The organism is Vibrio sp. J2-3(2022), from assembly GCF_021725735.1.
GTDB classification, from domain to species: Bacteria; Pseudomonadota; Gammaproteobacteria; order Enterobacterales; family Vibrionaceae; genus Vibrio; species Vibrio diabolicus.
In genome coordinates this window covers 804,945-828,872 of the sequence record NZ_JAKKCK010000001.1, presented here as the reverse complement: position 1 = coordinate 828,872, position 23,928 = coordinate 804,945, and the positions used below count along the sequence as shown (strand labels likewise).

Annotated in this window: 26 protein-coding genes; 18 read left to right on the top strand and 8 right to left on the bottom strand. The window is 41.3% G+C overall.

Annotation, left to right across the window (positions count from 1 at the left end):
* The first annotated feature begins 108 nt into the window (after window positions 1-108).
* The 4 genes from L3V27_RS03580 to modC all read left to right on the top strand — a co-directional run bounded on the left by L3V27_RS03580 (window position 109) and on the right by modC (window position 4,205).
* Window positions 109-1,560, top strand: coding sequence for a cobyric acid synthase (locus tag L3V27_RS03580; protein ID WP_237311039.1), 1,452 nt, complete (start codon window positions 109-111; stop codon window positions 1,558-1,560).
* 69 nt (window positions 1,561-1,629) lie between these two features.
* A complete protein-coding gene (gene modA / locus L3V27_RS03575) occupies window positions 1,630-2,385 on the top strand; it encodes a molybdate ABC transporter substrate-binding protein (protein WP_085343792.1) in 756 nt (251 codons plus the stop codon).
* Between the two features lie 27 nt (window positions 2,386-2,412).
* Entirely contained in the window at window positions 2,413-3,099 is a 687-nt protein-coding gene (gene modB / locus L3V27_RS03570; RefSeq protein WP_046875453.1) for a molybdate ABC transporter permease subunit, read from the top strand.
* Complete coding sequence (modC, locus tag L3V27_RS03565) at window positions 3,099-4,205, top strand: molybdenum ABC transporter ATP-binding protein ModC (protein ID WP_237285139.1); 1,107 nt, start codon at window positions 3,099-3,101, stop codon at window positions 4,203-4,205. The genes modB and modC overlap by 1 nt, the downstream gene beginning before the upstream one ends.
* Before the next feature lie 71 nt (window positions 4,206-4,276).
* On the opposite strand, the gene L3V27_RS03560 is transcribed toward modC, so the two are convergent.
* Window positions 4,277-4,714, bottom strand: a complete 438-nt coding sequence (locus tag L3V27_RS03560; RefSeq protein WP_005394495.1) for a DUF3069 domain-containing protein — start codon at window positions 4,712-4,714, stop codon at window positions 4,277-4,279.
* Between the two features lie 273 nt (window positions 4,715-4,987).
* On the opposite strand from L3V27_RS03560, the gene L3V27_RS03555 reads away from it, so the two are divergent.
* On the top strand, window positions 4,988-5,947 hold the full coding sequence (locus L3V27_RS03555; protein WP_167427511.1) for a diguanylate cyclase: 960 nt from the start codon (window positions 4,988-4,990) through the stop codon (window positions 5,945-5,947).
* Window positions 5,944-6,936 (top strand): Solitary outer membrane autotransporter beta-barrel domain, encoded by a 993-nt coding sequence (locus tag L3V27_RS03550; protein ID WP_047009190.1) that lies wholly within the window; start codon window positions 5,944-5,946, stop codon window positions 6,934-6,936. Before L3V27_RS03555 ends, L3V27_RS03550 begins: the two co-directional genes overlap by 4 nt.
* A gap of 24 nt (window positions 6,937-6,960) precedes the next feature.
* Here L3V27_RS03550 and L3V27_RS03545 read toward each other — a convergent pair whose 3' ends face one another.
* The gene (locus L3V27_RS03545; RefSeq protein ID WP_237311038.1) at window positions 6,961-8,199 is read right to left on the bottom strand and encodes a GGDEF domain-containing protein; all 1,239 of its coding nucleotides are present in this window, start codon (window positions 8,197-8,199) and stop codon (window positions 6,961-6,963) included.
* Between the two features lie 254 nt (window positions 8,200-8,453).
* On the opposite strand from L3V27_RS03545, the gene L3V27_RS03540 reads away from it, so the two are divergent.
* The 10 genes from L3V27_RS03540 (at window position 8,454) to L3V27_RS03495 (ending at window position 18,362) form a co-directional block, all read left to right on the top strand.
* Window positions 8,454-8,822, top strand: coding sequence for a late competence development ComFB family protein (locus L3V27_RS03540; protein ID WP_005394489.1), 369 nt, complete (start codon window positions 8,454-8,456; stop codon window positions 8,820-8,822).
* A 41-nt stretch (window positions 8,823-8,863) separates the two neighbouring features.
* Window positions 8,864-9,145, top strand: coding sequence for an HlyU family transcriptional regulator (locus L3V27_RS03535; RefSeq protein WP_005394488.1), 282 nt, complete (start codon window positions 8,864-8,866; stop codon window positions 9,143-9,145).
* Window positions 9,146-9,580: 435 nt separating this feature from the next.
* Window positions 9,581-11,137 carry a Re/Si-specific NAD(P)(+) transhydrogenase subunit alpha gene (locus L3V27_RS03530; protein ID WP_005394487.1) on the top strand — a complete coding sequence of 519 codons (1,557 nt, stop codon included), beginning with the start codon at window positions 9,581-9,583 and terminating at the stop codon, window positions 11,135-11,137.
* 8 nt (window positions 11,138-11,145) lie between these two features.
* Window positions 11,146-12,522 (top strand): Re/Si-specific NAD(P)(+) transhydrogenase subunit beta, encoded by a 1,377-nt coding sequence (pntB, locus tag L3V27_RS03525; RefSeq protein ID WP_005394484.1) that lies wholly within the window; start codon window positions 11,146-11,148, stop codon window positions 12,520-12,522.
* Window positions 12,523-12,677: 155 nt separating this feature from the next.
* Window positions 12,678-14,132 carry a sensor histidine kinase VxrA gene (gene vxrA, locus L3V27_RS03520; protein WP_005394482.1) on the top strand — a complete coding sequence of 485 codons (1,455 nt, stop codon included), beginning with the start codon at window positions 12,678-12,680 and terminating at the stop codon, window positions 14,130-14,132.
* Window positions 14,107-14,769, top strand: a complete 663-nt coding sequence (gene vxrB, locus L3V27_RS03515) for a response regulator transcription factor VxrB (RefSeq protein ID WP_005394480.1) — start codon at window positions 14,107-14,109, stop codon at window positions 14,767-14,769. The genes vxrA and vxrB overlap by 26 nt, the downstream gene beginning before the upstream one ends.
* A 6-nt stretch (window positions 14,770-14,775) precedes the next feature.
* Complete coding sequence (locus L3V27_RS03510; RefSeq protein ID WP_005394478.1) at window positions 14,776-15,657, top strand: DUF2861 family protein; 882 nt, start codon at window positions 14,776-14,778, stop codon at window positions 15,655-15,657.
* 60 nt (window positions 15,658-15,717) lie between these two features.
* The gene (locus L3V27_RS03505) at window positions 15,718-16,839 is read left to right on the top strand and encodes a conjugal transfer protein TraF (protein ID WP_046875459.1); all 1,122 of its coding nucleotides are present in this window, start codon (window positions 15,718-15,720) and stop codon (window positions 16,837-16,839) included.
* Between the two features lie 42 nt (window positions 16,840-16,881).
* Window positions 16,882-17,043: a YoaH family protein gene (locus L3V27_RS03500; protein ID WP_005394474.1), complete on the top strand. Its 162-nt coding sequence runs from the start codon at window positions 16,882-16,884 to the stop codon at window positions 17,041-17,043.
* A gap of 929 nt (window positions 17,044-17,972) precedes the next feature.
* Window positions 17,973-18,362, top strand: a complete 390-nt coding sequence (locus tag L3V27_RS03495; RefSeq protein WP_046875460.1) for a universal stress protein — start codon at window positions 17,973-17,975, stop codon at window positions 18,360-18,362.
* A 102-nt stretch (window positions 18,363-18,464) separates the two neighbouring features.
* On the opposite strand, the gene L3V27_RS03490 is transcribed toward L3V27_RS03495, so the two are convergent.
* A complete protein-coding gene (locus tag L3V27_RS03490) occupies window positions 18,465-18,677 on the bottom strand; it encodes a hypothetical protein (RefSeq protein WP_012842272.1) in 213 nt (70 codons plus the stop codon).
* Between the two features lie 306 nt (window positions 18,678-18,983).
* Window positions 18,984-19,823: a LysR family transcriptional regulator gene (locus tag L3V27_RS03485; RefSeq protein ID WP_226420670.1), complete on the bottom strand. Its 840-nt coding sequence runs from the start codon at window positions 19,821-19,823 to the stop codon at window positions 18,984-18,986.
* Window positions 19,824-19,904: 81 nt separating this feature from the next.
* Here L3V27_RS03485 and L3V27_RS03480 point away from each other — a divergent pair, with 81 nt between their 5' ends.
* Window positions 19,905-20,261: a hypothetical protein gene (locus L3V27_RS03480; protein ID WP_203342491.1), complete on the top strand. Its 357-nt coding sequence runs from the start codon at window positions 19,905-19,907 to the stop codon at window positions 20,259-20,261.
* A gap of 459 nt (window positions 20,262-20,720) precedes the next feature.
* Entirely contained in the window at window positions 20,721-20,891 is a 171-nt protein-coding gene (locus L3V27_RS03475) for a hypothetical protein (protein ID WP_237311036.1), read from the top strand.
* Window positions 20,892-21,250: 359 nt separating this feature from the next.
* Here the strand turns inward: L3V27_RS03475 and yciH are convergent, their stop codons facing one another.
* The 4 genes from yciH to L3V27_RS03455 form a co-directional block, all read right to left on the bottom strand.
* Window positions 21,251-21,562 (bottom strand): stress response translation initiation inhibitor YciH, encoded by a 312-nt coding sequence (gene yciH, locus L3V27_RS03470; protein WP_012842285.1) that lies wholly within the window; start codon window positions 21,560-21,562, stop codon window positions 21,251-21,253.
* Window position 21,563: 1 nt separating this feature from the next.
* Window positions 21,564-21,950, bottom strand: a complete 387-nt coding sequence (locus L3V27_RS03465) for a DUF3319 domain-containing protein (RefSeq protein ID WP_237311034.1) — start codon at window positions 21,948-21,950, stop codon at window positions 21,564-21,566.
* Window positions 21,951-22,078: 128 nt separating this feature from the next.
* A complete protein-coding gene (locus L3V27_RS03460) occupies window positions 22,079-23,068 on the bottom strand; it encodes a D-alanine--D-alanine ligase (RefSeq protein ID WP_047010388.1) in 990 nt (329 codons plus the stop codon).
* Window positions 23,069-23,217: 149 nt separating this feature from the next.
* Window positions 23,218-23,787, bottom strand: coding sequence for an SPOR domain-containing protein (locus L3V27_RS03455; RefSeq protein ID WP_005390018.1), 570 nt, complete (start codon window positions 23,785-23,787; stop codon window positions 23,218-23,220).
* Window positions 23,788-23,928 lie beyond the last annotated feature (141 nt).

The window sequence follows — 23,928 nt, the reverse complement described above, 5'->3', positions numbered from 1 at the left end:
TGTTTGAACCAATGATGATTTCAACATTCATATTCTATTCATTTGCTTGAGTAAGTGGGGACGATGACGTTATGATTGTTCATCTTCCTCTATTCCTTACAAATGTTCATGAAATCAGCGATCCCATCTTTAATGGTTCAAGGCACCACTTCGGATGCCGGAAAAAGTGTCCTTGTGGCAGGTTTATGCCGTGTATTAGCGAGAAAAGGGATAAACGTTGCCCCATTTAAGCCACAAAACATGGCACTAAATAGTGCGGTAACCAAAGATGGCGGTGAAATAGGTCGAGCTCAGGCAGTTCAGGCACAGGCGTGTAATATTGAGCCAACCGTGCACATGAATCCGGTTTTGATTAAACCCAATAGTGATACAGGTGCTCAGATCATTTTGCAGGGCAAGGCAATTTCCAATATGGATGCGGCTGGTTTTCATGATTACAAGAAAGTGGCGATGGATACGGTGTTAGATTCCTTCTCCCGTCTGACTCAAGAATTTGATTCGATCATGATCGAGGGCGCAGGGAGTCCTGCTGAAATCAATTTACGAGAAGGCGATATTGCGAACATGGGTTTTGCGGAGGCCGCTGATGTTCCGGTGATCATTGTTGCTGATATTGATCGTGGTGGTGTATTTGCGCATTTGTACGGAACACTCGCGTTACTTTCTGAATCTGAACAAGCGCGAGTAAAAGGATTTGTTATCAACCGTTTTCGAGGTGATATTCGTTTATTGCAATCGGGCCTCGACTGGCTAGAAGAAAAAACAGGCAAACCTGTACTCGGCGTGCTTCCTTTTCTTCATGGTTTGAATTTAGAAGCAGAAGACGCGATCACCGCGCAGCAAGAGTTGCACTCTGAGGTAAAACTGAATGTCGCTGTGCCTGTTTTAACCCGGATTAGTAATCATACTGATTTTGATGTGTTGCGATTGAATCCTGACATCAATCTACGTTATGTAGGCAAAGGCGAGAAAATAGATAAAGCCGACCTTGTTATTTTGCCTGGGACCAAATCAGTTAGAGACGACTTAGAGTATCTAAGAAGCCAAGGGTGGGATAAAGATATCTTACGTCATATTCGTCTTGGTGGAAAAGTGATTGGTATCTGCGGTGGCTACCAGATGCTTGGAAACTTGATTGATGATCCAAATGGCGTCGAAGGCCAGCCTGGTCAAAGCGAAGGGCTTGGCTTACTAGACATCACCACGACGCTAACTAACAGCAAACAGCTTACAAATACACAAGCACAGCTTTCTCTTAATGGCAAAACAGCCAATGTAAAGGGTTATGAAATCCACGTAGGACAAAGTGAAGTGCAGGGCGTTCAACCTCTTACATTGAGTTCCGATGAAGCAGAGGGGGCTATCAGCAAGTGTGGCCAAATCATGGGAACCTACCTTCACGGGTTCTTTGATGAGGCAGATGTCTTAAGCCTGGTGTCAGAATGGGTAAACGGCACTCAAATCAAACAACAAGACTTTGAAGAGTTAAAGGAGCAAGGAATTAATCGTATTGCAGATGCGATAGAACAATATATGAACCTTGATTTTTTGTTTAAATAGCACATTAACTGATTGAACTTTCTACCCAAATAACCAGTTCTTTCGCTTGCCTTGTATTGGAGTTTCTCTATGAAAGCATGGAAAACGCATGCTTGCCTCGCGGCAATATTAAGCATTTCATTTTCAGCTAACGCAGCTACGAACCTCAAAGTGTATGCGGCGTCTTCGATGACGAATGCGATCGACGAAATCGCACAAAACTTTGAAGAAAAGTATGACGTTTCTATCACTCCCGTTTATGGTGGTTCTTCTTCTATCGCTCGACAAATTATCAACGGCGCACCAGCGGACATATTTATTTCTGCGAATACAAAATGGATGGATTATTTGGTCGATAAAGACGTTATTTCTCGTGACAATGTCACAAGCTTGGTGCGCAATAGCTTAGTGTTGATTGCGCCTCAGTCTTCAGAATTAACCTCATTTAACTTCTCTGATGCAACAGCATGGGAAAAGGCATTGCATGGAAATCGCCTTGCGTTAGGAAATCCGACGTCAGTGCCTGCTGGTATGTACGCGAAAGAATCACTGACTACACTGGGTGTATGGAAAGAGATTCAAACTCAAATCGCACCAGCAAAGAATGTGCGCCTAGCTTTGGCGTTGGTTGAACGTGGGGAAGCACCTTTAGGCGTGGTCTACAAAACCGATGCGCAGTTAACCGACAAAGTCAAAATTGTTGGTGAATTCGCGAGTGATACGCATGCGGCTATTGTTTATCCGGCTGCGGTTGTGAATGATTCTACTGAGTCCGAGCAGTTCTTCCAGTACCTAAAATCGGACGAAGCCGCACGCGTTTTTGCTCAATATGGCTTTCAGCAATAAACCGGCTTTCAATTATAGGAACGAAGCGTGACAGAACTGGAATACCAAGCCTTAATGTTAAGCCTCAAAGTGGGCGCGTACGCAGTACTTTGGCTCATTCCTCTCGGCGTTTTTCTTGCTTGGCTACTTTCTCGAAAAACGTTCTTCGGTAAATCGATTCTAGATAGCTTAATTCATTTACCACTGGTATTGCCGCCAGTGGTTATCGGCTATTTGTTGTTGGTTTCTCTTGGGCGGCAAGGGTTTCTTGGCAAGTGGCTCTATGAACATGTAGGGCTAGTCTTTAGCTTTAATTGGAAAGGAGCAGTAGTCGCTTGTATTGTGGTGGCCTTGCCTTTGATGGTTCGGTCTGTGCGGTTAAGTTTAGAGAACGTCGACCCAAAACTGGAACATGCCGCTTCAACGTTAGGCGCTTCTCCTTTAAAAGTTTTTCTCACCATTACGTTACCACTGACCATTCCCGGAATTATTACTGGGACGATGCTGTCCTTTGCTCGTAGTCTTGGTGAATTTGGGGCGACGATCAGTTTCGTCTCTAACATTCCGGGAGAGACCCAAACGATTCCACTGGCAATGTACAACTTTATTGAAACGCCAGGTGCGGAAATGCAGGCGGCTCGCCTATGTATCATTTCTATCGCGTTAGCTTTGTCTACATTAATGATCTCTGAATGGCTAAATCGCAAAGCGGCAAGTCGATTGGGTGCGAAGTAATGACGATTAAAGTTCAATTTAAACAAATGCTTGGTGATACTGATTTCGATATCAAACTTGAGTTACCTTGTAACGGAATTAGCGCTTTGTTTGGGCGATCTGGTGCGGGAAAAACCACGTTAATTAATATCATCAGCGGATTAGTTGCACCAAAGCAGGGACATGTTGCGATTGGTGATCACGTTTTGTTTGATAGTGAACAGGGGGTCAACTTACCAACACACAAGCGCGGCATTGGTTACGTGTTTCAGGATTCGCGTTTATTTCCTCACTATTCGGTTCAAGGCAATTTGTTGTATGGCGTTAAAGAAAAAGATGACGAGTACTTTGATGCAGTCACCGAACTCTTGTCTATCAAACCGTTACTAAAGCGCTTCCCGATCTCACTGTCTGGTGGTGAAAAGCAACGTGTTGCGATTGCGCGCGCATTACTATCAAAACCCAACTTGCTTTTGATGGATGAACCACTTGCGTCGCTTGATATGCCGAGAAAACGTGAGGTGATGCCATTTCTGGAGGAATTGTCGGATAAGGTTAATATTCCGATTATCTATGTCACGCATAGCCTGCAGGAGATCTTAAGGCTCGCTCAACACCTCGCTATTATCGATCAAGGTAGAATTACGAGTTCAGGTAAGCTTGAAGACGTGTGGGCTTCTCATGCGATGCGTCCATGGCAGTCTTTCTCGGATCAAAGCAGCTTATTTGAAGGCCGAATTGCTGAGCATCATGAGCGCTATGCGCTGACTTGTGTCAGCCTTGCACCTAATGCATCACTATGGGTGCAAAAGATTGATGGTGAGCCAGAGACGCCAATTCGCTTACAAGTGCGTGCCAACGACGTTTCTATTACGCTAGAGCAACCTAAGGCGACTTCTATTCGAAATATCCTGCCTGCGACTGTCGATTCAATCGAGGTGTTTAACGCGGCTGATGATAAACAGAGTATTAATGTATCGCTAAAGCTAGATGAGGGATGTTATTTGTGGGCAACGATAACACCTTGGGCGCTTGATGATCTCGACTTAAAGGCAGGTGATAGTGTATTCGCACAAATTAAAGGTGTCAGTGTCACGCAGAAAGACGTGGCATTAGCGCCGCATTAATCATTTAAAGCTACGCACGCTTAATGATCAAAAAAGGCCGCAAACGCGGCCTTTATTTTGTCGGAAAAACGTTATTTTGCGAACACTTCTTTGAATTCGCGTTTAAGAAGTGGGTCGCGACGTGCTTTCTTAAGTTGCTTAACCATGTCTTTCACGCAGTTGTGAAGCACATTATCAAGTAATTGAGCGCGGTATTCTTCTTTATCTTCATCTGTCATGTTTTCTGGCAGATTAAGAGTAGGGAATTCTTCCATCACGTTGATACCAGCAAATGCTTGGCCAACAGAAACTAGAGCATGAAATTGCTCGAAGTTATCTAGAATGTTCTGAGCACTTGCAGGCATTTCGTCCCAAGACTCACGCACTGCTTCTTCAGACACTTCATGGATAGAGGTAACCATTTCGAACATTTGCTCTGGAACTTCGTCAAACTCAATAACTTTACGTAGTTCAGGAGAAATGGTTGCTAGATCGATTTTTTTGCTTTCGCTGTTAGTTGCTTCTGACATGGTGTGTCTCTCATTACAAAAAGGCGGGAATATTAATACCAAATGCATCAAATAGCTATACCCATGTGTCCGTAAGATGACCAGAACACGTGAGTTTATTGAACTAACGTTCGTTGGTCATGTTTTGGTAGGGCAATTTTCAGTGTAATCGTTATAGACAATTGATTCCGTGATATTTAAACAAAAATATAGCACTTAATTATGAGTCGAATGCAACAACTCTTTGAGTATGGTATATGTTTAATAAAGACAAAATAAGAAATGGAACGCGTTATGCAACCGACAGGGACATCAATGCGAATCCTCCTGGTTGACGATGTTCAGCTAGATAGGATGCAGTTGGCTATTCGTCTTAAGCAACTTGGACATATTGTAAAAGCGGTGGGTAGTGGGCTAGAAGCACTAAACACCTACGAGAGTTTTGATCCTGAACTGGTATTACTCGATATATCGATGCCAGATATGAACGGTTTTGAAGTCTCTCTTCATATCAGAGAAACCTTTCCCGACTGGATCCCAATAATTTTCCTGAGCAGTCACGAAGAGCCAGAAATGATTGCAAAAGCCATAGAGGCCGGCGGTGATGATTATTTAATTAAACCCGTAGATAAACTCGTACTGAACTCTAAGCTTATCGCAATGCAGCGTATTGCCCATATGAGACGAGAGCTTAAACAAGCGACAGCTCAGTTGGAGAAAGTGAATCAACTTTTGACTCAGCAAGCGAATGAAGATGGCTTAACCAAACTCTATAACCGTCGTTATATCGATCATAAGTTAGAATCGATGGTTGCATGGCATGGCCGTCACAACATGCCAATGGCTTTGATTTTATTGGACGTCGATTTTTTCAAACCCTTTAATGATAATTACGGTCATATAGAAGGAGATCGTTGCTTGCAAGCCATTGCGAACCAACTTAAAGCAACATTTTGTCGCTCTGGCGAATACGTAGGGCGTTATGGCGGAGAAGAGTTTGTGGTGTTACTGGGTTGCACAGACGCCCAAACCGCAGAGAGAGAAGCAGAACGTATACAAGAGGCCATGTATTTTCTGGATTACCCACATGAGTATTCTAGTGTGTCCAGTAGAGTGACAGTGTCACAAGGTGTTTTTGTTTTTCAACCAACGGGAAAAGAGCAGCAGTCTGATTTGTATGCGACGGTGGATAGAGCGTTGTATACCTCAAAGTCTTTAGGAAGAAATACACATACGGTGGTAAATACAAGTTGAAACAAGCTGTTATCAATAGTTACGCCTTAGCTACACTGTCACTTTTCTCATTATGTTCTAAGGCTAATTCGATTCAAGATCAGATACAAAAAGAGTATGAAAGGAACTTTGCTATTGGGATCGTTCTGTCAGATAGCGATGTCTTTACGGTAGGATTTCATGATTTCGATCCGAACGAATACTTCAACATAGATAACGAAGACATTGGTACTCAAGATTCGGTTGATCTCAGAAAGAAGATCGCTGTGTCAACGCTACCATTTAGTTTTGATTTGTTTGAACAAGAGGGAATACAAACTCACTACCTATTAAATGGCCGAGTTTATGCCTTAAGTACAGAGCAAGATGTGTATGTAGACCAAAAAGGACAGATTCCAGATAAAAGTAAAGAGTTAGTCATGGGCGGATATATTGAGTTTGCTGGAGAAAAACACCTCACAGACAAACTAACGCTTAGTGGCGCAATCGGCTCACACTTAATGTACTATCAAAACGATTATAGTTATCGTAGTAATGCACTGAATGACCTAAAACCATTTCTAGAAGGTGTATACCTAAACACCAGTGCTTGGGCCGTTGTTGGAGAAGTCAACACAAAGCTCAAATACCTAGAGCATGAATCGTGGGGGAAATGGTACCTCTGGTCGGCTCCTCACTATTTTTATGGCACTGGCTGGGGTAAAGCAAATAATGGTGATATTGGCAATCCGGAAGGCTGGTATTGGGTCAATGGAATAAAGGTGTTTTATGATTTTACCCACATTGGAGATACTGTGCAGTCAGTGTATTCGAGCTTCAATCGAGTTGATATTGGTGGTGATACAAGAAAACCCATGAATACTGTACACTACTACGAAGCCAGTGTTGGATGGTTAATGACACCACCATTTGACTCCGATTGGATAGATAATATCGGGATCGGATTAACGATCAATTATGGCAGTGCGTTAAAAGGAGGAAGCTTAGTCTTGTTCTTTAATCAAGATTAGTCAGCTAACTTTCGCTCAGGGGTATTAATGAAGCCTCACGCAATTGCGTCCAGCTTTTTTCGCTTTGTAAAGCGCTTCGTCTGCTAACTTAATCACGTCCTGAGGTGCTTGCCCGTTTTTGCTGTCGGCCGCTCCGAAACTTGCGGTAACAAAGACCGACTTTCTCCTCGAACTGTCGTTACCACGCTTTTTTTGGCCTTGTTTATGGTTATCTGGGCGAGATTCTTCATCACGCAAAATCATCTCATACTCTGCGATGGCTTTACGTGCTTCTTCTAAAAACTCTTTACACTCATCTGCGTACTTGCCTTTAAAGACGATGGTAAATTCTTCTCCGCCAAATCGATATACTTTTGCGCCACCGGGAGTTTTAGTTAGACGCGAAGCGACCATTTTTAATACGTCATCACCCGTATCGTGACCGTAGGTATCGTTAAACTTTTTAAAGTGGTCAACATCAAGCATTGCGATCGTGAACTTTTTGCCCATGTGTTTTAAGTCAAGGTCGAGTGCGCGCCTACTCGGGATCCGCGTTAAGCTATCTGTGAAAGCCAATTGATGGCTGGCAGAGGCAGCATAAATAATGATAAGCAATCCCGTTAGGGTAAACATGGTGCTAGATATGTATTGCACATCAAAGAAAATGAACGTCGCGGACGCCAGCACCATTGCAGAGTAGGTCATAGCATGGATGATTTCATTCTTCTTTAAAACAAGAATTCCGAGGAAGCAGACAATACCCACACAATATAAAACTAGAATAAAAGGTAGTTTAGAAACCGTAGGTACGATAAATAAAATGCCGCTTGTCCATTGTTCAAACCCACCTTCAACGTAATACGCTAACGTAAGGTAAGACCAAAGAACGAACATCGTTAACATCAAGAGGTAAGTAAACATGGCTCTTGAGTCGAAACCGTCTTTACTAAACAAAAATACCGCAAGAAAAGAAACAGGAAGTAGCGTGGCTAAAATGGTCAGCTCAAGTAAGGCTGTACCACTTTGAAGTGGAACTTGTAGCCTGTGCTGTATCACGAAATAGGCCAGTAACGTCGCTAAGCACACCATTGACTCCCGACCTTGCTTAAATGAATAGCAAAGGAGCAGTGCACAGCCTAACAGTATGTACGGCAAATTTGCGGCAATACCCCAGTTTGACTGAGTCATCTGAATGATGTTGTTCATGCTCGAACTCACTAATCCCAGCAACATAAATGGGAAAAGGAACCTAAAGCCTGATGAAGTCATTGATGATGAGGACATCTATTACAAATTGCCTGAAAATAGTTGATTATATAATTGGTTAGGTTAAGCGTTTCATCAATATAGATATTAATCTGCTATCGATTTTCATGCTTCGAGAACTAGCAAGAATACGTCTATTTGCTCATTTTCCCAAGTATTTTGGGAGACATTACGACAAAAAGAGAGAGATTGATTAAATTAAGAGCAATCAATAAGTTGTTATAAACAAGTCGTTGCTATACTTGTTTTCATAGATCAAGGGAGATTTGCCAATGCAGATAAGTTCAGATGTGCATAACTACATGGAAACACTTGTTGGACAAGTGCTCAGTTTGCCTCAGTTTGTAGAGCAGTATGACAACGAGCAGCTCGCAGATATCGCGTGCCTTGCACTTATTCAGCTTAAACCTGTCTATATTCGTCATGATATTGATTTTTTATCTTCGCTTCCGGAACAAAAGCTCACCCAATTTAAGCAAAGTGCGGATATCGCGGTGAAGAACGCGGCAGAAATGGTGAAAGAAGACCGGCGTAAAAACCGAGATCATGATGTACCTGTAATTTTTACCCATACCAGTTATGATGAAGACAAAGAATTGGACTGGTATGAAAAACCAATCCTCAATGTCAATATTAAGTGATACAAACTTAATCTATCGATGAGCTTACCCAAGGAGGAACCGTGGGATTTTTTTCGCGTTTGTTTGGTGGTAGTGAAAAAACTGCTGAAGTAAAAACTGTGGAACCAGTTGAGTACAAAGGTTTCCTTATTTACCAAGAGAGCCTTTCAGAGGGTGGGCAATACCGCATTGCTGGTCGAATAGAAAAGCAATACGACGATGAAGTGAAAACGCATCGATTTATTCGTTCAGACTTGCTCGGCTCGGAACAAGATGCCAATGAACTTATGTTGAAGAAATCTCAAATGTTTATCGATCAAATGGGCGATAAAATCTTCGACTAACAATTCACCGCAACTTGATTCCAATCATCTTAAAAAGAGCCATTAGTGTATATGCTGATGGCTCTTTCTTTTTTAGAGCTTAAATGTTTGTTAAGTCAGCATTTAATTATGATCTGGTTAGACCTCAGTCTAGTAAGGCATGGCGTTGTTATTTTTCGTGCTCAGAGCGACAATCATTCATTACTTAGCGTTATATGTAATGAAATTTAGTATTTAAATTACAAAACACTTGAAGTAATGAGACGCGTTCGATACAAACAGAATAATAACAGGGCTGTTAGTCAAGGTGTTATTGTGCAAATGGGTGGCCCCAAACACCATCTTTCGTTTGCAATTGTCTTGCGTGGTAAACAGATAGAAATAAAAAAGAGTTAGAGTAGAGCGACGCTCTGTTTTGGGACTAATTTATTGATATGTATACAAGGAGTATGCGTTTTGCAAATCGGTGTACCTAAAGAGATACTTGCGGGTGAATCGCGAGTAGCTGCATCGCCGAAGTCGGTTGAGCAGTTAATAAAGTTGGGATTCGATATCGCGATTGAATCCCAAGCGGGGGTGCTTGCGAGTTTCGATGATGCTGCTTATGAAGCTGCTGGTGCGAAAATCGTTTCTAGTGAAGAAGTTTGGGCATCTGGTCTTATTCTAAAAGTTAATGCGCCAATCGTAGATGAAGAACAAGGCATTGACGAAATCGCACTACTACAAGATGGTGCAACACTTGTTAGCTTTATTTGGCCTGCTCAAAACGCAGAGTTGATGGAACAACTTTCAAGTAAGAACATTAACGTTCTTGCCATGGATTCTGTTCCTCGTATCTCTCGTGCACAAGCCTTAGACGCGCTCTCTTCGATGGCTAACATCGCTGGGTATCGTGCGGTTGTTGAAGCAGCTCATGAGTTTGGTCGTTTCTTTACGGGTCAAATCACGGCTGCCGGTAAAGTACCACCAGCGAAAGTATTGGTCGCTGGTGCGGGTGTGGCTGGTTTGGCTGCGATCGGTGCTGCGGGTAGCCTAGGGGCTATTGTTCGTGCATTTGACGTTCGCCCAGAAGTAAAAGAACAAGTTGAGTCCATGGGAGCAGAGTTCCTGACCGTGGATTTCCAAGAAGACTCTGGTTCAGGTGACGGCTACGCAAAAGAGATGTCCGATGACTTCAACAAAAAAGCGGCAGAGTTATACGCAGAGCAAGCAAAAGATGTTGATATCATCATTACAACGGCACTAATCCCTGGCAAACCTGCTCCGAAGCTGATCACCAAAGAAATGGTCGACAGCATGAAAGCGGGCAGTGTCATTGTTGACTTGGCAGCTGCTAATGGCGGTAACTGTGAATACACAGTGAAAGACCAAGTTATCATGACAGATAACGGCGTAAAAATTGTTGGTTACACTGACATGGTCGGCCGTTTGCCAACGCAATCTTCTCAACTTTATGCGACAAACCTTGTTAACCTTCTAAAACTGCTGTGTAAAGAAAAAGACGGTAACATCAATATTGATTTCGAAGATGTTGTTATCCGTGGTGTCACCGTGGTTAAAGAAGGTGAAATTACATGGCCTGCGCCACCAATCCAGGTTTCAGCGCAGCCGCAAGTGAAACAAGAGCAACCTGCGAAACCAGAGCCTAAAGTAGAAGAACCTACCTCTCCAACGAAGAAGATTATTGGTGTAGCCGCGGCAGTAGGTGCTTTTGCTTGGATTGCATCGGTTGCGCCGGCAGCGTTCCTTTCTCACTTTACTGTATTTGTTTTAGCTTGTGTTGTCGGCTACTACGTGGTTTGGAATGTTACCCATGCACTTCATACTCCGCTTATGTCGGTAACGAATGCTATCTCCGGCATTATTGTGGTTGGTGCATTACTGCAAATTGGGCAAGGTAATGGGGTCGTTTCATTCCTATCCTTTATTGCTGTATTGATCGCCAGCATCAATATCTTCGGTGGTTTCACCGTCACCAAGCGTATGCTTGAAATGTTCCGCAAAGATAAATAGGAGTTACAATGTCTGCAGGATTAGTACAAGCAGCTTACATTGTTGCTGCATTATTTTTCATCATGAGTTTGGCGGGGCTTTCAAAGCAAGAGTCCGCTCGTAATGGTAACTACTATGGTATCGCAGGTATGACGATCGCGCTGATCGCGACGATCTTCAGCCCTGATGCTCAAGGCTTTGGGTGGATCATTATTGCGATGGCGATAGGTGGGGCGATCGGTATTTTCTATGCGAAGAAAGTAGAAATGACCGAAATGCCAGAACTGGTTGCGATACTGCACAGCTTTGTAGGTTTAGCTGCGGTTTTAGTTGGCTACAACAGTTACCTTGATGCGCCAGAAGCCGCAACTCATGCTGAACATGTTATCCACCTTGTAGAAGTATTCTTGGGTGTTTTCATTGGTGCCGTAACCTTCACGGGTTCAATTGTTGCATTTGGTAAGTTACGTGGTGTGATTTCTTCTTCGCCGCTTAACCTTCCTCACAAGCACAAAATGAACCTTGCAGCGGTTGTGATTTCTACGCTTCTTATGATCTACTTCGTAAAAGCAGATGGCAGCATGTTCGCTCTGATTGTGATGACACTGATTGCGTTCGCGTTCGGTTACCACTTAGTTGCTTCAATTGGTGGTGCTGATATGCCAGTTGTTGTTTCAATGCTGAACTCATATTCAGGTTGGGCAGCAGCAGCAGCAGGTTTCATGCTCGCAAATGATCTATTAATCGTAACAGGTGCGTTGGTTGGTTCTTCAGGTGCGATTCTTTCTTACATCATGTGTAAAGCCATGAACCGTTCGTTTATCAGTGTTATTGCTGGTGGCTTTGGTCAAGAGATTGTAATTTCAGGTGACGAAGAGCAGGGCGAACACCGCGAAACAACGGCAGAAGAAGTCGCTGAAATGCTGAAGAACTCAAAATCAGTAATCATCACTCCAGGATATGGTATGGCTGTAGCGCAAGCGCAGTATCCAGTGCATGAAATTACTGACGTACTTCGTTCAAAAGGTATTGAGGTTCGCTTTGGTATTCACCCAGTAGCAGGTCGTCTTCCGGGACATATGAACGTGTTACTTGCTGAAGCGAAAGTACCGTATGATATCGTTCTTGAAATGGATGAAATCAATGATGACTTCGCTGAAACAGATACCGTACTGGTTATCGGCGCTAACGATACGGTAAACCCAGCTGCTCTTGAAGATCCGAATAGTCCGATTGCTGGTATGCCTGTACTGGAGGTTTGGAACGCGAAAAATGTAGTGGTATTCAAGCGTTCAATGAATACTGGTTACGCAGGTGTACAGAACCCACTGTTCTTCAAAGAAAATACATCAATGCTATTTGGTGATGCGAAGGAAAGTGTTGAGTCTATTTTTAAAGCACTCTAACCATTCTTGATTTAAAACTATACAGGGTCAGCAATCGCTGGCCCTTTTTTGTTCCGTTTCAATGTTATAGTAATGCAAATCCTTCTGTTAGCAGATGTCAATTGCTTGTAGATTGATGTATAGTTTTGGCTAATGTAACAAGTGACGGTAACAGTTTGATTAAAAAGTTTTTGCTCGGTTTTGCAACTGTATTGCCGCTTTTTTCGGCACCTGCATTTTCCGATTCACTACCAGAAAGAATAGATACGTTTACAGAGCTATTTAATTATGAAGTAGCTCTTAAATCGTATGATATTCGTATTCTGCAATCAAATTATCCTACCAAGTTACTTGCGCCAGATTCGCTTCTGCCGCAAACGTCTGACTATCCGTTAAAAGATATACAACAGCTTTACAGCTTAGCGAATACTTGTCGTGGTAAATTGCCATTAAGTCCTTTAATTACTGAGCCGTTAGTATTTACAAGAGCTATCTGTAAAGGGACGCAACTGACACCACGTTGGTTTTCGCGTAGTGGGCTCATTCACCCTGGTGGTGGGACTTATGCTGCACGCTATGTGGATAAGTATCCAGAACTCAAACCCAAGCTTGCTCAATACATGCATATTAAAGAGCGTGACAATGAGGAAGGGGATGAGTTGTTAGAAAGCTTGAAAAACATGGACGACGACGCCATTAATGCTTTGATTGCAGGCGCGAGCATGTTTATCGAAGGTAACGAACTTTGGTTACGACGTGGTGACCGTTACTTTGTTTTCGAGAAAGATATCTGGGAAGAAAACGTCGCTAATGCGGGTCTGTCGTACGCTCTAGCGTCTCAAAGTAAAAGTTGTTTTGTTAAACGAGGCAATATTTGTTGGGATGTAGAAGATCACTCACAAGTTTTGCGGATCAGTATGATCATACTGGTAATCGCAAATATTCTTCTAGTGATTGGTTGGGCTGTATACCGCTGGAATAGTAAGCGAGAAGAGCTCCGTAGTAGAATGCTTGTATTGCAAATTTTAACGCATGAGCTCAGAACACCGATTGCATCTCTATCACTGACGGTTGAGGGCTTTCGCCGAGAATTCGAGCATCTACCTGAAAGCGTATATGACGAGTTTCGCAGATTGTGTGAAGATACACGTCGTTTGCGTCAATTGGCAGAAGCGAGTAAAGATTATTTGCAATCTGATAACCAAATGCTTGCAACAGACTGGGTTCCGTCTGTCGCAGACTGGTTAGAATTTAAGATCGAAGAAGAATTTGATAGTGCCGTGCTTTTCAACATCAATGAAGATGTGGCTGCTAAAGTTAATGTGTACTGGTTAGGAACTTGTATCGATAACTTGCTTCGTAATGCGCTTAAGTACGGTATTGCACCAGTTGAATTGGATGTTTCAACTAGTGAAGAAAAAATAGTATTCCAAGTCCGAGATGCTGGTGGCCTAACGGCTAAAGATTGGGCAAATTTGAAGAAACCGTTCGTCAGTAAGAGCGGGTTAGGACTTGGGTTAACAATCGTTGAATCTATGGTAGGCCGCATGGGCGGAAAAATGTCCCTGATGGGACCACCTACAACCTTTATATTGGAGATACCTTGTGAAACAGACACTGCTTCTCGTTGAGGACGATAAAAACTTGGCTGATGGCCTGTTAGTAAGCCTGGAACAAGCAGGATATGAGTGTTTACATGTGGAACGTATTGCAGACGTAGAACCACAATGGAAAAAAGCTGACTTGGTTATTCTCGATCGCCAACTCCCAGATGGTGACTCTGTACAATGTCTCCCAGAATGGAAACAGATTAAAGACGTACCAGTTATCTTGCTAACGGCACTTGTTACCGTAAAAGATAAAGTTGCAGGCCTTGATTCCGGCGCGAACGACTACTTAACGAAGCCTTTTGCTGAAGCGGAACTCTTTGCGAGAATCCGTGCACAGCTACGAGCACCGGATTCAGCAGAGCAAAGCAGCGCTGATAAAGTGATCACAAAAGACTTAGAAATTGATCGTTCAACTCGTGAAGTTACCTATAAAGATGAGCTAATTACGTTAACTCGTACAGAGTTTGATCTACTGTTATTTTTAGCGTCGAACTTAGGTCGCGTGTTTACTCGTGATGAGCTACTTGACCACGTTTGGGGTTATAATCACTTCCCAACAACACGTACTGTGGATACGCACGTATTGCAGCTTCGTCAAAAACTGCCAGGACTGGAAATTGAAACACTTCGCGGTGTTGGCTACAAGATGAAAGCATAAGTCATAATGAAAACACTACTCCCCGTAGTTCTCTCATTAGCGTTAGTGAAACCAGTCCATGCAATGGACTGGTTTCAAACCAACACGCCTTTAACGCAGGCACATCAACACTTACTTGAAGATGATCTTGCCGGTATGTTCAACTCTCTTGTTGAACTGTGGCAAACGGAACCAAGTAAAGATTTGACTCCTCATCTCAATGACCTTCTTGGTCAGTCACTATCTAAAAACTGTGGCAAGTCTCTCACTGGTGTAACGCTGCCTGAATGGATAAGTGGCGTGAACGTTATTCGTCAGACTATCCAAAGCCCTGGGCGAGATACATTTAGGTTAGTGATCAAGCTAAGAGCTACAACTGACATCGAAAATATTTCATTTAATCGATGGGTGGATGATTCTATATCCGCAGACAGTTCATTCAGTTATGAAGAACAGCCGAGCGGTACGGAATTAGCCAATGAGCGTAGTTATTCGAAACGCTATAACCTCACGGGTAAGCTTGAAGCAGGCTTGTATCACTTAACTATTGTTTCTAAAGATAAACAAGAGTATCGAACTTGGGTAATATTAGGAGATTCCAATTCTTCGCAATATGTTCGTTGGACATCTAAAGAGAATTGGAAAGTAGAAAAGAGCGCACTTCGTAATCCCCATTGTCCATTACCGCAACTTGAAGTTGGTTTATATGACTACATTGATGGTCAATACGAGCAAATGTGGAAAAAGACGTACGAGTCTAACTATCCCAATTCACTAGAGCTTGCGGGTGTCCCAAATGATAGATACGTGCTAGCAGTGAGTATCAACAGTCGTCGTTGGCAGGGCGATATAATTGTTGAGCAAGCTCAAACTATTAGCCGAACCTATGATCTTTCCCAAGAAGAATAGTTAAAGAAATACCATTTGTGCCGATAAAGGTTCAGGAAGAACCAAAATCACAAGTGTAGTATGAAAACCAAATATAAAATTCTAGCCACCTCAGTTGCCACCACACTTTTCGCAAACGTTGCTTCGGCTGCCACTTATGCGATAGAAGCTCGTAGCGATGCGATGGGTGGCGTTGGTACGGTATCAGCAACTTATCTGACTGCTCCTTTTTTCAACCCCGCACTTACTGCAATTTATCGCCGAAACGACGATGCAGGAATGATCGTGCCAAGTTTTGGTGGTAACTACGATGATCAATATGATCTTGTCGATGAAATCGAACGCATCAGCAAATTGACCGATGTCGATGAAATCAAAAAATCGATGAATGCCATAGATGGAAAAAAAACTGACTTTGATCTTGGTGGCGTTGTCGCTATAGGTATTCCTAATAAATTTTTATCTGCAACTGCTTACGGTAAGTTATACACTGAATCATTCGTACAACCAAAAGTAGATACGTCAGGTACTAATCCGTTAGACGATAGCTACGTACAAGGTGTTTCTATTGGTGTTGCTGAAGCAGGTGTATCACTTGCTAAATACACCAACTTTATGAATCAACACCTTTCATTTGGTGTTACGCCTAAACTTCAGCGTATTTATACGTACTCTTACGCCACGAGTTTTCAGAATTTCGATACCAAAGACTTACGTGAACATGAGACAGCGGAAACGATGTTTAACTTGGATGCGGGCGCGCTTTGGTTCTTTGGCCCATATCGTGTCGGTATTTCAGCAAAAAACTTGATCGGAAGAGACGTTAAAACAAAATCGTTCATGTATGGCAGTGATACGATAAAATCATACGAATACAGCATGCGTCCCGTATATACGGTCGGGGCAGGGGTTGTTGCCGATTACTTTACTATGAGTGTCGACTACGATCTTAATGAAGAAAAACGTTTTTCATCCTTTGATGATAATACACAAATGATTCGAGCTGGTATTGAATTTGATATCTTGCGTCAAATGGCATTGCGAGCGGGTTATATGAAAAACTTAGCTCGAAGTAGCGACGAAGGTACCATTACTGCAGGTATTGGACTGTCTCCACTTAAGTTGATCGAATTAGATATTGCTGCTCAGTACACGAACGAGAACGCAATGGGGGCATCCATTAATTTCCTTGCGACCTATTAATTGAATCGTTATAGTCTGCTCCTCAAAATGAGGAGCTTTTTTATGTTTGACGATTTACCCCCTCTATCTCACCAAGAGCAACAACAAGCTGTAGAGAAAATTCAAGAATTGATGGCGAAGGGCACAAGTACAGCAGAAGCCATCAAAATTGTTGCCGAACAAATTCGATCTGAGTACGCAGAAAAACAACAGCAACAAAACTAATTAATTCATATCAGGGCTTTGGCCCTGTTTTTTTTTGGTCTCATATTATCCTCAAATATTTTCACACCTTAACGTAGTTACGTCGTAACGTTATTTCTATACCATTCAATTTATTCAACTCCCTCTATTCTGTACTAAGCAGTTAGTAAAATTTTACTTGTTTAAGTTAACCTTGATGCGTTCTGGCTTGAACGGATATGGGGTAAAATGCTATTTTTAAATTAAAATAAATAAATTCAGCAACTTACGTTGGTTTTTTGTCTTGTGTTTCTATTTTGGTCATGTTTTTTGTGTAATTAAATTACAAGGCGGTTATTGGGCCTGTTTTCAAGTAGAGGATTATGCTGAAAAGACAAAAAAGACACGTTGTAACAGAAAAATAAAATCTGAATATAGTTATATAATTGACCTTATAGAGACAGTAAGTGCTCGCAGACGTATGTCGGTTTTAGGTTGAACATAGGAGTGTTGGACTCTGTTTTAACTCTAAATCTTGTCTTTAATTCAGTGTTGTCTATGAAAATAGCTCTTAATCTTGATCGATGGATTACACGAAGAAATTACTTATTGCCAAGTGGTTTTACTAAACTAGGCGACGTTGTAATTAGGAATATAAAACAAGCTGCAATAGAAATTGACAGGATTTAGAAGCGTAGTGACAGTGTAGCGTGGGTTTGTTTGCGTTAGTTACATAGTTATGTACATCCTAAGGAGGGAGAACAAAATGGGCCACATATCAATAACCGGTTCCTAAGTCACTAGTTGACTTCACGAGCCTTCAATGGCTATTAGATAGCTGATCGCTCGGCTGTTTCCACATTCTTATATCAAACTCCCATATTTTCATGAAATATGAGTTTAGACATTGCATTCGCTCTTAGTGAACTAGACTTACTATAAGCACATGAAAACTAACTAGGAGAGAAAGAATGAGTTACAAGCACGTTTTAGTCGCTGTTGATTTATCTCAATCTAGCCAAGTCGTTATCGAAAAAGCAATAACTCAAGCAAAGAACTCGAACGCCAAACTTTCATTCGTTTATGTGGATGTTGATCGTGTGATCATGGAGCCGAAAGAAGAACAAAAGTTGCAAAAGGAGCTACAAGAACTCGCTGATAAATGCCTATATCCAGTACACGAGACGATGGCAGTTATCGGTGACCTTCATATCAAATTGTCGGGAATCGTAAAAAAAGAGGGAATAGACCTAGTTGTCTGCGGTCATCATCATAATTTATTGAGCCGTTTCTTTTCATCGGTACCAAAGGTAGCGAATGAGGTTGAAGCGGATTTATTGATTGTTTACTTGGATGAGTGACAGTAACGCAGGTTTGTGCCACATCTTTTGTAATCCCGTTTTTCGCATATTAAAAAGCCGAACGTTTGTGTTCGGCTTTACGTATGATTGACGACAAAATAATTAACCAGGAATGGCAGAAGCCTCTTGGGATAAAATAGATGCAGACTCTGCGTTTGACTGCAAATCAAAATGCACGTTAACTTGCACACCTTCTCGCTCAAAAGTGACATCATCAAAATCGGTCATAGCGATTTTGAATCCATTTCTAGCAAAAAAGCCAGTCACCATAGTTCGCTGCTTAATTTCTAGTGCAGACGCGAGTAGCTTATCCATGGCATTCTCCTTGGTTATTGTGGGGATATGGGTAGAAGATACACGCAGAACGGTATGAAATCAATTTAATATAAAGCTGCTTTCGATTAAATTTTTAATGTAAGTCAATCTATCGTTTAACCCACGTGATTTATTCCACGCAAAGCCTTGATAATGAAACGGTATAGCATCTCATGTTGTGATAACAAGCATAAAGTTGGGGATTTTCATAAATGCCTAACGAGGCTCTTTGAAACAATACGTTACAAAGCTTCTCGCTAGATCTCATGAGTTATCAAAGGAAAATTATAAACCTGAAAAGCCATCCTAAAGTGATTCATTTTTCAATATTTTTGATAACTCAGACCTAATAAAAGTAGATATTTCAGCTAGCTTTCTTGGTAAAGGGTTTTGATAAGGGTAGGCGATATACATGGAGCGTTCTATATCAAAATTTTGTGAAATTTGGATATTGTTATCTATATGGTTACTTTTTACAAGGTAATTTGGAATGACGCCAACCCCAACCCCCTCAGAGACAAAGTTTATTAAAATAGAGGTGTTATCAACTTCGATAACGTCAGTGTACTGCTTTTTAATTGATTCCTTATTCGAGTGATTCTTGTAGATTAATAGCGTGTTGTTATTGGCATTGTTAACTGTAGATATTAAAACATCGTTATAATCACCGATTTTATGTGCAATCAGAGTGTCATCAATAATATTATTAAGCCTAATCGCTAAATCTACATTGCTTTCTAATAAATTCTCAACATTGTTACTTGATGATATTTCAAAGTTCACTGCTGGATATCGTTCTTGTAAGCCTTTAAGAACAGAACCAAAAATAGAAGAGGCTATAGAGTTGGGCATTGTAATTTTAAACTTTCCATTAATGCACTCACTCAACGAGCTAGCTCTGTAATTCAACTCCTGCAAGCTCTCTAACGTTTTGATGGCAAGCTCTCTAATGCTTTCACCATGATCAGTTAAAACGAGTTTTCTTGTTGTCCTGTGGACGAGTGTTACACCAAGTTGTTTTTCTAATGCCGCTAACTGCCTGCTGACTTGAGCTTTCGACTTTCCAAGTTCTTTTGATGCCTCTGTAAGAGAGAGGTGTTTACAAATGGCTGCAAAGCAGACCAGCTCATTGTTCATCAATTCCATGATTGTTACCTTTTTGCAACTCTGAGTCACGTTGTCTTTTAACGGGAGGGAAAGTATAACTTGCATCAACGGAGGGGGACAATGATATTTAAAAGCCGTCATGAAATAATGGCAGACTACTATCTTAATAAAACCATATTGGATATTAAGTTAAACAAATATCCTGAAGAAATTAACTCAATCGACTTAAATAACGAAACGGAAAATTTAAAAATAAAAATTCTCTCTCGTGAAATTACTAAGTTAGATTCAGGTGATTTAATTGTCGATTGCGCATCATTGATAATGACTCATTCAAAATCGACAAAAGCAATAATAAAGATCGAACTTGAAAATAATTCTTTAAATTATAAAGTTAAAAATGTGAGAATATTTAAATATGAAGACTGCAATACAAAATTCGAAAAGATCTGTTTATCAGAAAGGTACATTGTATAGAATAATAAATAATATTAGTGCTTTGTATACAAAATCGTTAGTAAAATTATTTGGTGAAGAGTTGAGAATCCATCATTGCAAACATAAAATTAATGTAAGAACCACTAGCGAGTTGAGTGAACATATGAAGAAAGATCTAGGTATAGATTGAACAGTAGAGAGTTTACATCTAATGGATGCCTTGTTCCTATAAAGCTAATGTAATAATTACACTTTTGGGGATGAAAAATACGTGCCCATAAGTGAGAACATTGAATTTTCTCATCCTTTCGATAACTTAAAACATAAGTTATCGAAAGGATATAATGAGCAGTAAATTTGCAGACAAAGGCTTTAAGCAATCGTTAGGTTGCTTATCTGATATAACTTAAACACTAGCTCATGCCCAGCTGAGTTAGTATCAGAACTTCAAGAACGCCAGCAAAAGATCTTGTTAACTCAGAAAATTGCAGAGAAATAATGGAATATCCAATCCAACTGTTCGTCTACTTGAATGAGCAAGATGCAGAACAAACGCGTATAGTGTCGAACGTAATCAAAGATACAAAGATACAGTGCAGGAACTTAATCAGCTACACGGTTTTAAAGTTGATGACTGGTTCTTATCAAGTGGTCGCTGCGGTGAAATAAAAGTTCACGGCCCATACAAGACAGCTGATGAAGCTTGCAAGGCCGCAACAGCCAAATACGGTGTCACTAAGCTATTATCGCCACTGCTAACCTTCTAACTCCAAAGTGCGTATTATGTATATTATGTTAAATTGAATGTGCTCGTACGCCAAATGTTGCCAATGAGCGCTCCTATTCCCCTGTGAATTTGAAAGTTAAAGACTTTAATGTGAGTATTAAACACAATGGCTATTTACCATAAAATAGCTAATATCGATCTATCAATCTGCGATTGCTTGTTCTTCAATTAGCGTATTACTTACTAAAATAAAAAATGGCGTCTATTTTTAGACGCCATTCTGAGTTTTCGTGAATGTAAATTAACCACCGGCTAATTTGACTGTCATGCCTTTCTTTTCAAGATGCGCTTTGATCTTGTCTCTAGCATCACCTTGAATTTCGATATTGCCATCTTTTACCGAGCCACCACAGCCGCAGACTTTTTTGAGTTCTGCAGCCAATAATTTTAAAGGTGCATCATCCAAGTCTAAACCTGTAACGATGCATACACCTTTACCTTTACGTCCTTTCGTTTGTCGCTGAATTCGTACAATACCGTCGCCTTTGGGGCGAGATGTTTTCTCTTCTTCCGGCTTAATTCGACCGGTTTCTGTTGAATATACCAGAGTCATTCTATTGTTTCTTTTGTTGTTGAGCTTGCATCGCTTTTTGCTTTGCAACTAAATAAGCTTCGATATGACGTTGAATAGCAGTTTTACTACCCTTAATCAGTTTACCATTAAACATACAGTACCAAGAGTTGGGCTGACCTGTATCATTTTGAATCGTATAACCGTTAAAGACTTCTGATTTTGCACCACCAACTTGCTGCGCTCTTTGTCCAAGGGCGGCAAACTCTTTGGGATCAATAATTGATGCGGTGTCGCACCACCAATCAATGCTTTTCTTTACCGCCGTCAAACTACCTTGTAAGACGTGGTTCTTGATTTTAACCTTCCAAATACTGCCATTTGGTCCGCCTGACTGCAGGTTAAAACCTCTATAGTTTGAAATCGCCATACCACTGAGTCATCTGTTTAATGCGTTGATATAATCATAATTGCTACTGAGCAATATTCAAATACGGCTTGAATAAACCTTGCTCTAGAAAACAATTTCTATCATAAAACGCGCCTCGATAACGTTAATCACTTTGCACTGTTTATACAATCTTCCAAGAACTCATGGAATTTGTGCCCGTTATTTTGAAGCATTTTAGGGAACATCGAGATCGGAGTCATACCTGGGAAGGTGTTTACTTCGTTTAAGTAAATCTCATCATCTTCCGTTAAGAAAAAGTCGATACGAGACAAATGGCGAAGATTCATTTGCTTAAATACCCTTTCAGATGCGTGCTGAATTGCATCTAATTGTGCTTGGGTTAGATTCTTCGCTTCAACTTCGGTGAGCGAGTGACTTGAACTGCTGTACTTTTCATCGTACGAGTAAAAAGCACCGTCAGGTGCAATAACCTCGCCTGGCTTCGTTATGTGCAGCTGGCCATTCATCTCATATGCAGCAACTTCAAGCTCTCGTGGTTTTACTGATTTTTCAACCAACACTTGGTCAGAAAACCCAAACGCATCATTTACTGCATTGGAAAGTTTATCTTTTTCTGTGACGCTGTAACATCCAACAGATGACCCTTGACGAGCGGCTTTGACAAAGACTTTTCCCCATTTTTCAAACGCTTTATGAGCTTGAGCATGAGCTTCTTCATCGTTGCGCGTTAAGAATAAGTATGGCGTATTGGGAATGCCGATAGCGTCGTACCAAAGCTTAGATGTGATTTTATTGAAGCTATTGCTACTTGCTTCTGGCCCGCAACCCAGGTAAGGAATGCCTGCGATTTCAAACAGAGATTGAATATCACCTGTCTCGCCTGGAAAACCATGTATACAAGGCACAATGAAATCGATGGTTTGATTAGATTCACTTGAGCACAACTGCTTGGTATTGAGATCTAAGTAAACCAACTCACCTTGGTTGGTCATCCAACCTTCGTTTTTTATTTCTACGCGTGTAACGTGAACGTCTTCAATAAGATTTAATTGTTGTTCGACAAAGTTTGCAGACAATAATGAAATCTCGTGCTCAGAAGAGCCGCCGCCGCATAGTAGAAGAATATTTTTAATCATGAATCAATCTTTCCGTGACCTACAAAAGATACTATTTATTATGATAAACCTTTGAAGTGTGACGTACAGTAATTTTAGTGTGAGGAATTTTGTTCGAGTAGGATTTGAACAAATAAATAAGGGAGCTATTCGCTCCCTTATTTGATGTGTTAGTTTAATTTGTTAAGCGTTGGGTAAGCTGAGTTTTTAATGGCGTCAATGCTTTTAACAAATGGTCTTAACTGCTGAAATTGAGCAGGCAAAGTCGAAATCGCTTGCTTGGCTTCCGCGCTTGTTGCGTAGTCTCCGTATAAAACTGAGAACCACTTAGTACCGTTGACGACTTTGTAGTTTTCCCAAATTGGCTGTCCGTTCTGTGGCAGCTTATTTGCAAACTGATCGACTTTCGCTTGGCTACCCACAGCCGCGACTTGAATGGTATAGCCGAATCGTTGAATGCCAGCTTGCTTTTTACTCGGTGGTACGATCTTAACTGGCTTCGCCTGCTCTTTTGGCGTTAGCTTGACTACTTTCTTCTCTTCAGGCTTTGCCGTCATTTTCACAACAGTTGGTTGTACGTCTTTTTCTACTACAGCGTTTTCAGACGCCATAATTGGCTTAGAGATACGATCTGATTTGTAGTCCTCTCGATAACTTTCAGAAGTTACGTCTGTGATGTAAGTTTCAGATGCACAAGCAGAAAGCAGGACTGACAAGCCGATGATTGCGATTTTTTTCATGAAGTAACAAATGCTCTGGATAAATATTACGATAAATCATGCCGATAGCAGGGCCGTTTATCAAGCATCAAATACAATAATCTGTGATTTTGATGTGATGAATAACACAAACTCCATAAGCATCGCCCACATTTTATGCAA

Excerpts from the sequence above, each read along its gene's own strand:
- L3V27_RS03580 (WP_237311039.1), top strand. The coding sequence starts at position 109 with ATGAAATCAGCGATCCCATCTTTAATGGTTCAAGGCACCACTTCGGAT.
- modA (WP_085343792.1), top strand. The coding sequence starts at position 1,630 with ATGAAAGCATGGAAAACGCATGCTTGCCTCGCGGCAATATTAAGCATT.
- modC (WP_237285139.1), top strand. The coding sequence starts at position 3,099 with ATGACGATTAAAGTTCAATTTAAACAAATGCTTGGTGATACTGATTTC.
- L3V27_RS03560 (WP_005394495.1), bottom strand. The coding sequence starts at position 4,714 with ATGTCAGAAGCAACTAACAGCGAAAGCAAAAAAATCGATCTAGCAACC.
- L3V27_RS03555 (WP_167427511.1), top strand. The coding sequence starts at position 4,988 with ATGCAACCGACAGGGACATCAATGCGAATCCTCCTGGTTGACGATGTT.
- L3V27_RS03545 (WP_237311038.1), bottom strand. The coding sequence starts at position 8,199 with ATGTCCTCATCATCAATGACTTCATCAGGCTTTAGGTTCCTTTTCCCA.
- L3V27_RS03540 (WP_005394489.1), top strand. The coding sequence starts at position 8,454 with ATGCAGATAAGTTCAGATGTGCATAACTACATGGAAACACTTGTTGGA.
- pntB (WP_005394484.1), top strand. The coding sequence starts at position 11,146 with ATGTCTGCAGGATTAGTACAAGCAGCTTACATTGTTGCTGCATTATTT.
- L3V27_RS03510 (WP_005394478.1), top strand. The coding sequence starts at position 14,776 with ATGAAAACACTACTCCCCGTAGTTCTCTCATTAGCGTTAGTGAAACCA.
- L3V27_RS03505 (WP_046875459.1), top strand. The coding sequence starts at position 15,718 with ATGAAAACCAAATATAAAATTCTAGCCACCTCAGTTGCCACCACACTT.
- L3V27_RS03500 (WP_005394474.1), top strand. The coding sequence starts at position 16,882 with ATGTTTGACGATTTACCCCCTCTATCTCACCAAGAGCAACAACAAGCT.
- L3V27_RS03495 (WP_046875460.1), top strand. The coding sequence starts at position 17,973 with ATGAGTTACAAGCACGTTTTAGTCGCTGTTGATTTATCTCAATCTAGC.
- L3V27_RS03490 (WP_012842272.1), bottom strand. The coding sequence starts at position 18,677 with ATGGATAAGCTACTCGCGTCTGCACTAGAAATTAAGCAGCGAACTATG.
- L3V27_RS03485 (WP_226420670.1), bottom strand. The coding sequence starts at position 19,823 with ATGGAATTGATGAACAATGAGCTGGTCTGCTTTGCAGCCATTTGTAAA.
- L3V27_RS03480 (WP_203342491.1), top strand. The coding sequence starts at position 19,905 with ATGATATTTAAAAGCCGTCATGAAATAATGGCAGACTACTATCTTAAT.
- L3V27_RS03475 (WP_237311036.1), top strand. The coding sequence starts at position 20,721 with ATGGAATATCCAATCCAACTGTTCGTCTACTTGAATGAGCAAGATGCA.
- yciH (WP_012842285.1), bottom strand. The coding sequence starts at position 21,562 with ATGACTCTGGTATATTCAACAGAAACCGGTCGAATTAAGCCGGAAGAA.
- L3V27_RS03465 (WP_237311034.1), bottom strand. The coding sequence starts at position 21,950 with ATGGCGATTTCAAACTATAGAGGTTTTAACCTGCAGTCAGGCGGACCA.
- L3V27_RS03460 (WP_047010388.1), bottom strand. The coding sequence starts at position 23,068 with ATGATTAAAAATATTCTTCTACTATGCGGCGGCGGCTCTTCTGAGCAC.
- L3V27_RS03455 (WP_005390018.1), bottom strand. The coding sequence starts at position 23,787 with ATGAAAAAAATCGCAATCATCGGCTTGTCAGTCCTGCTTTCTGCTTGT.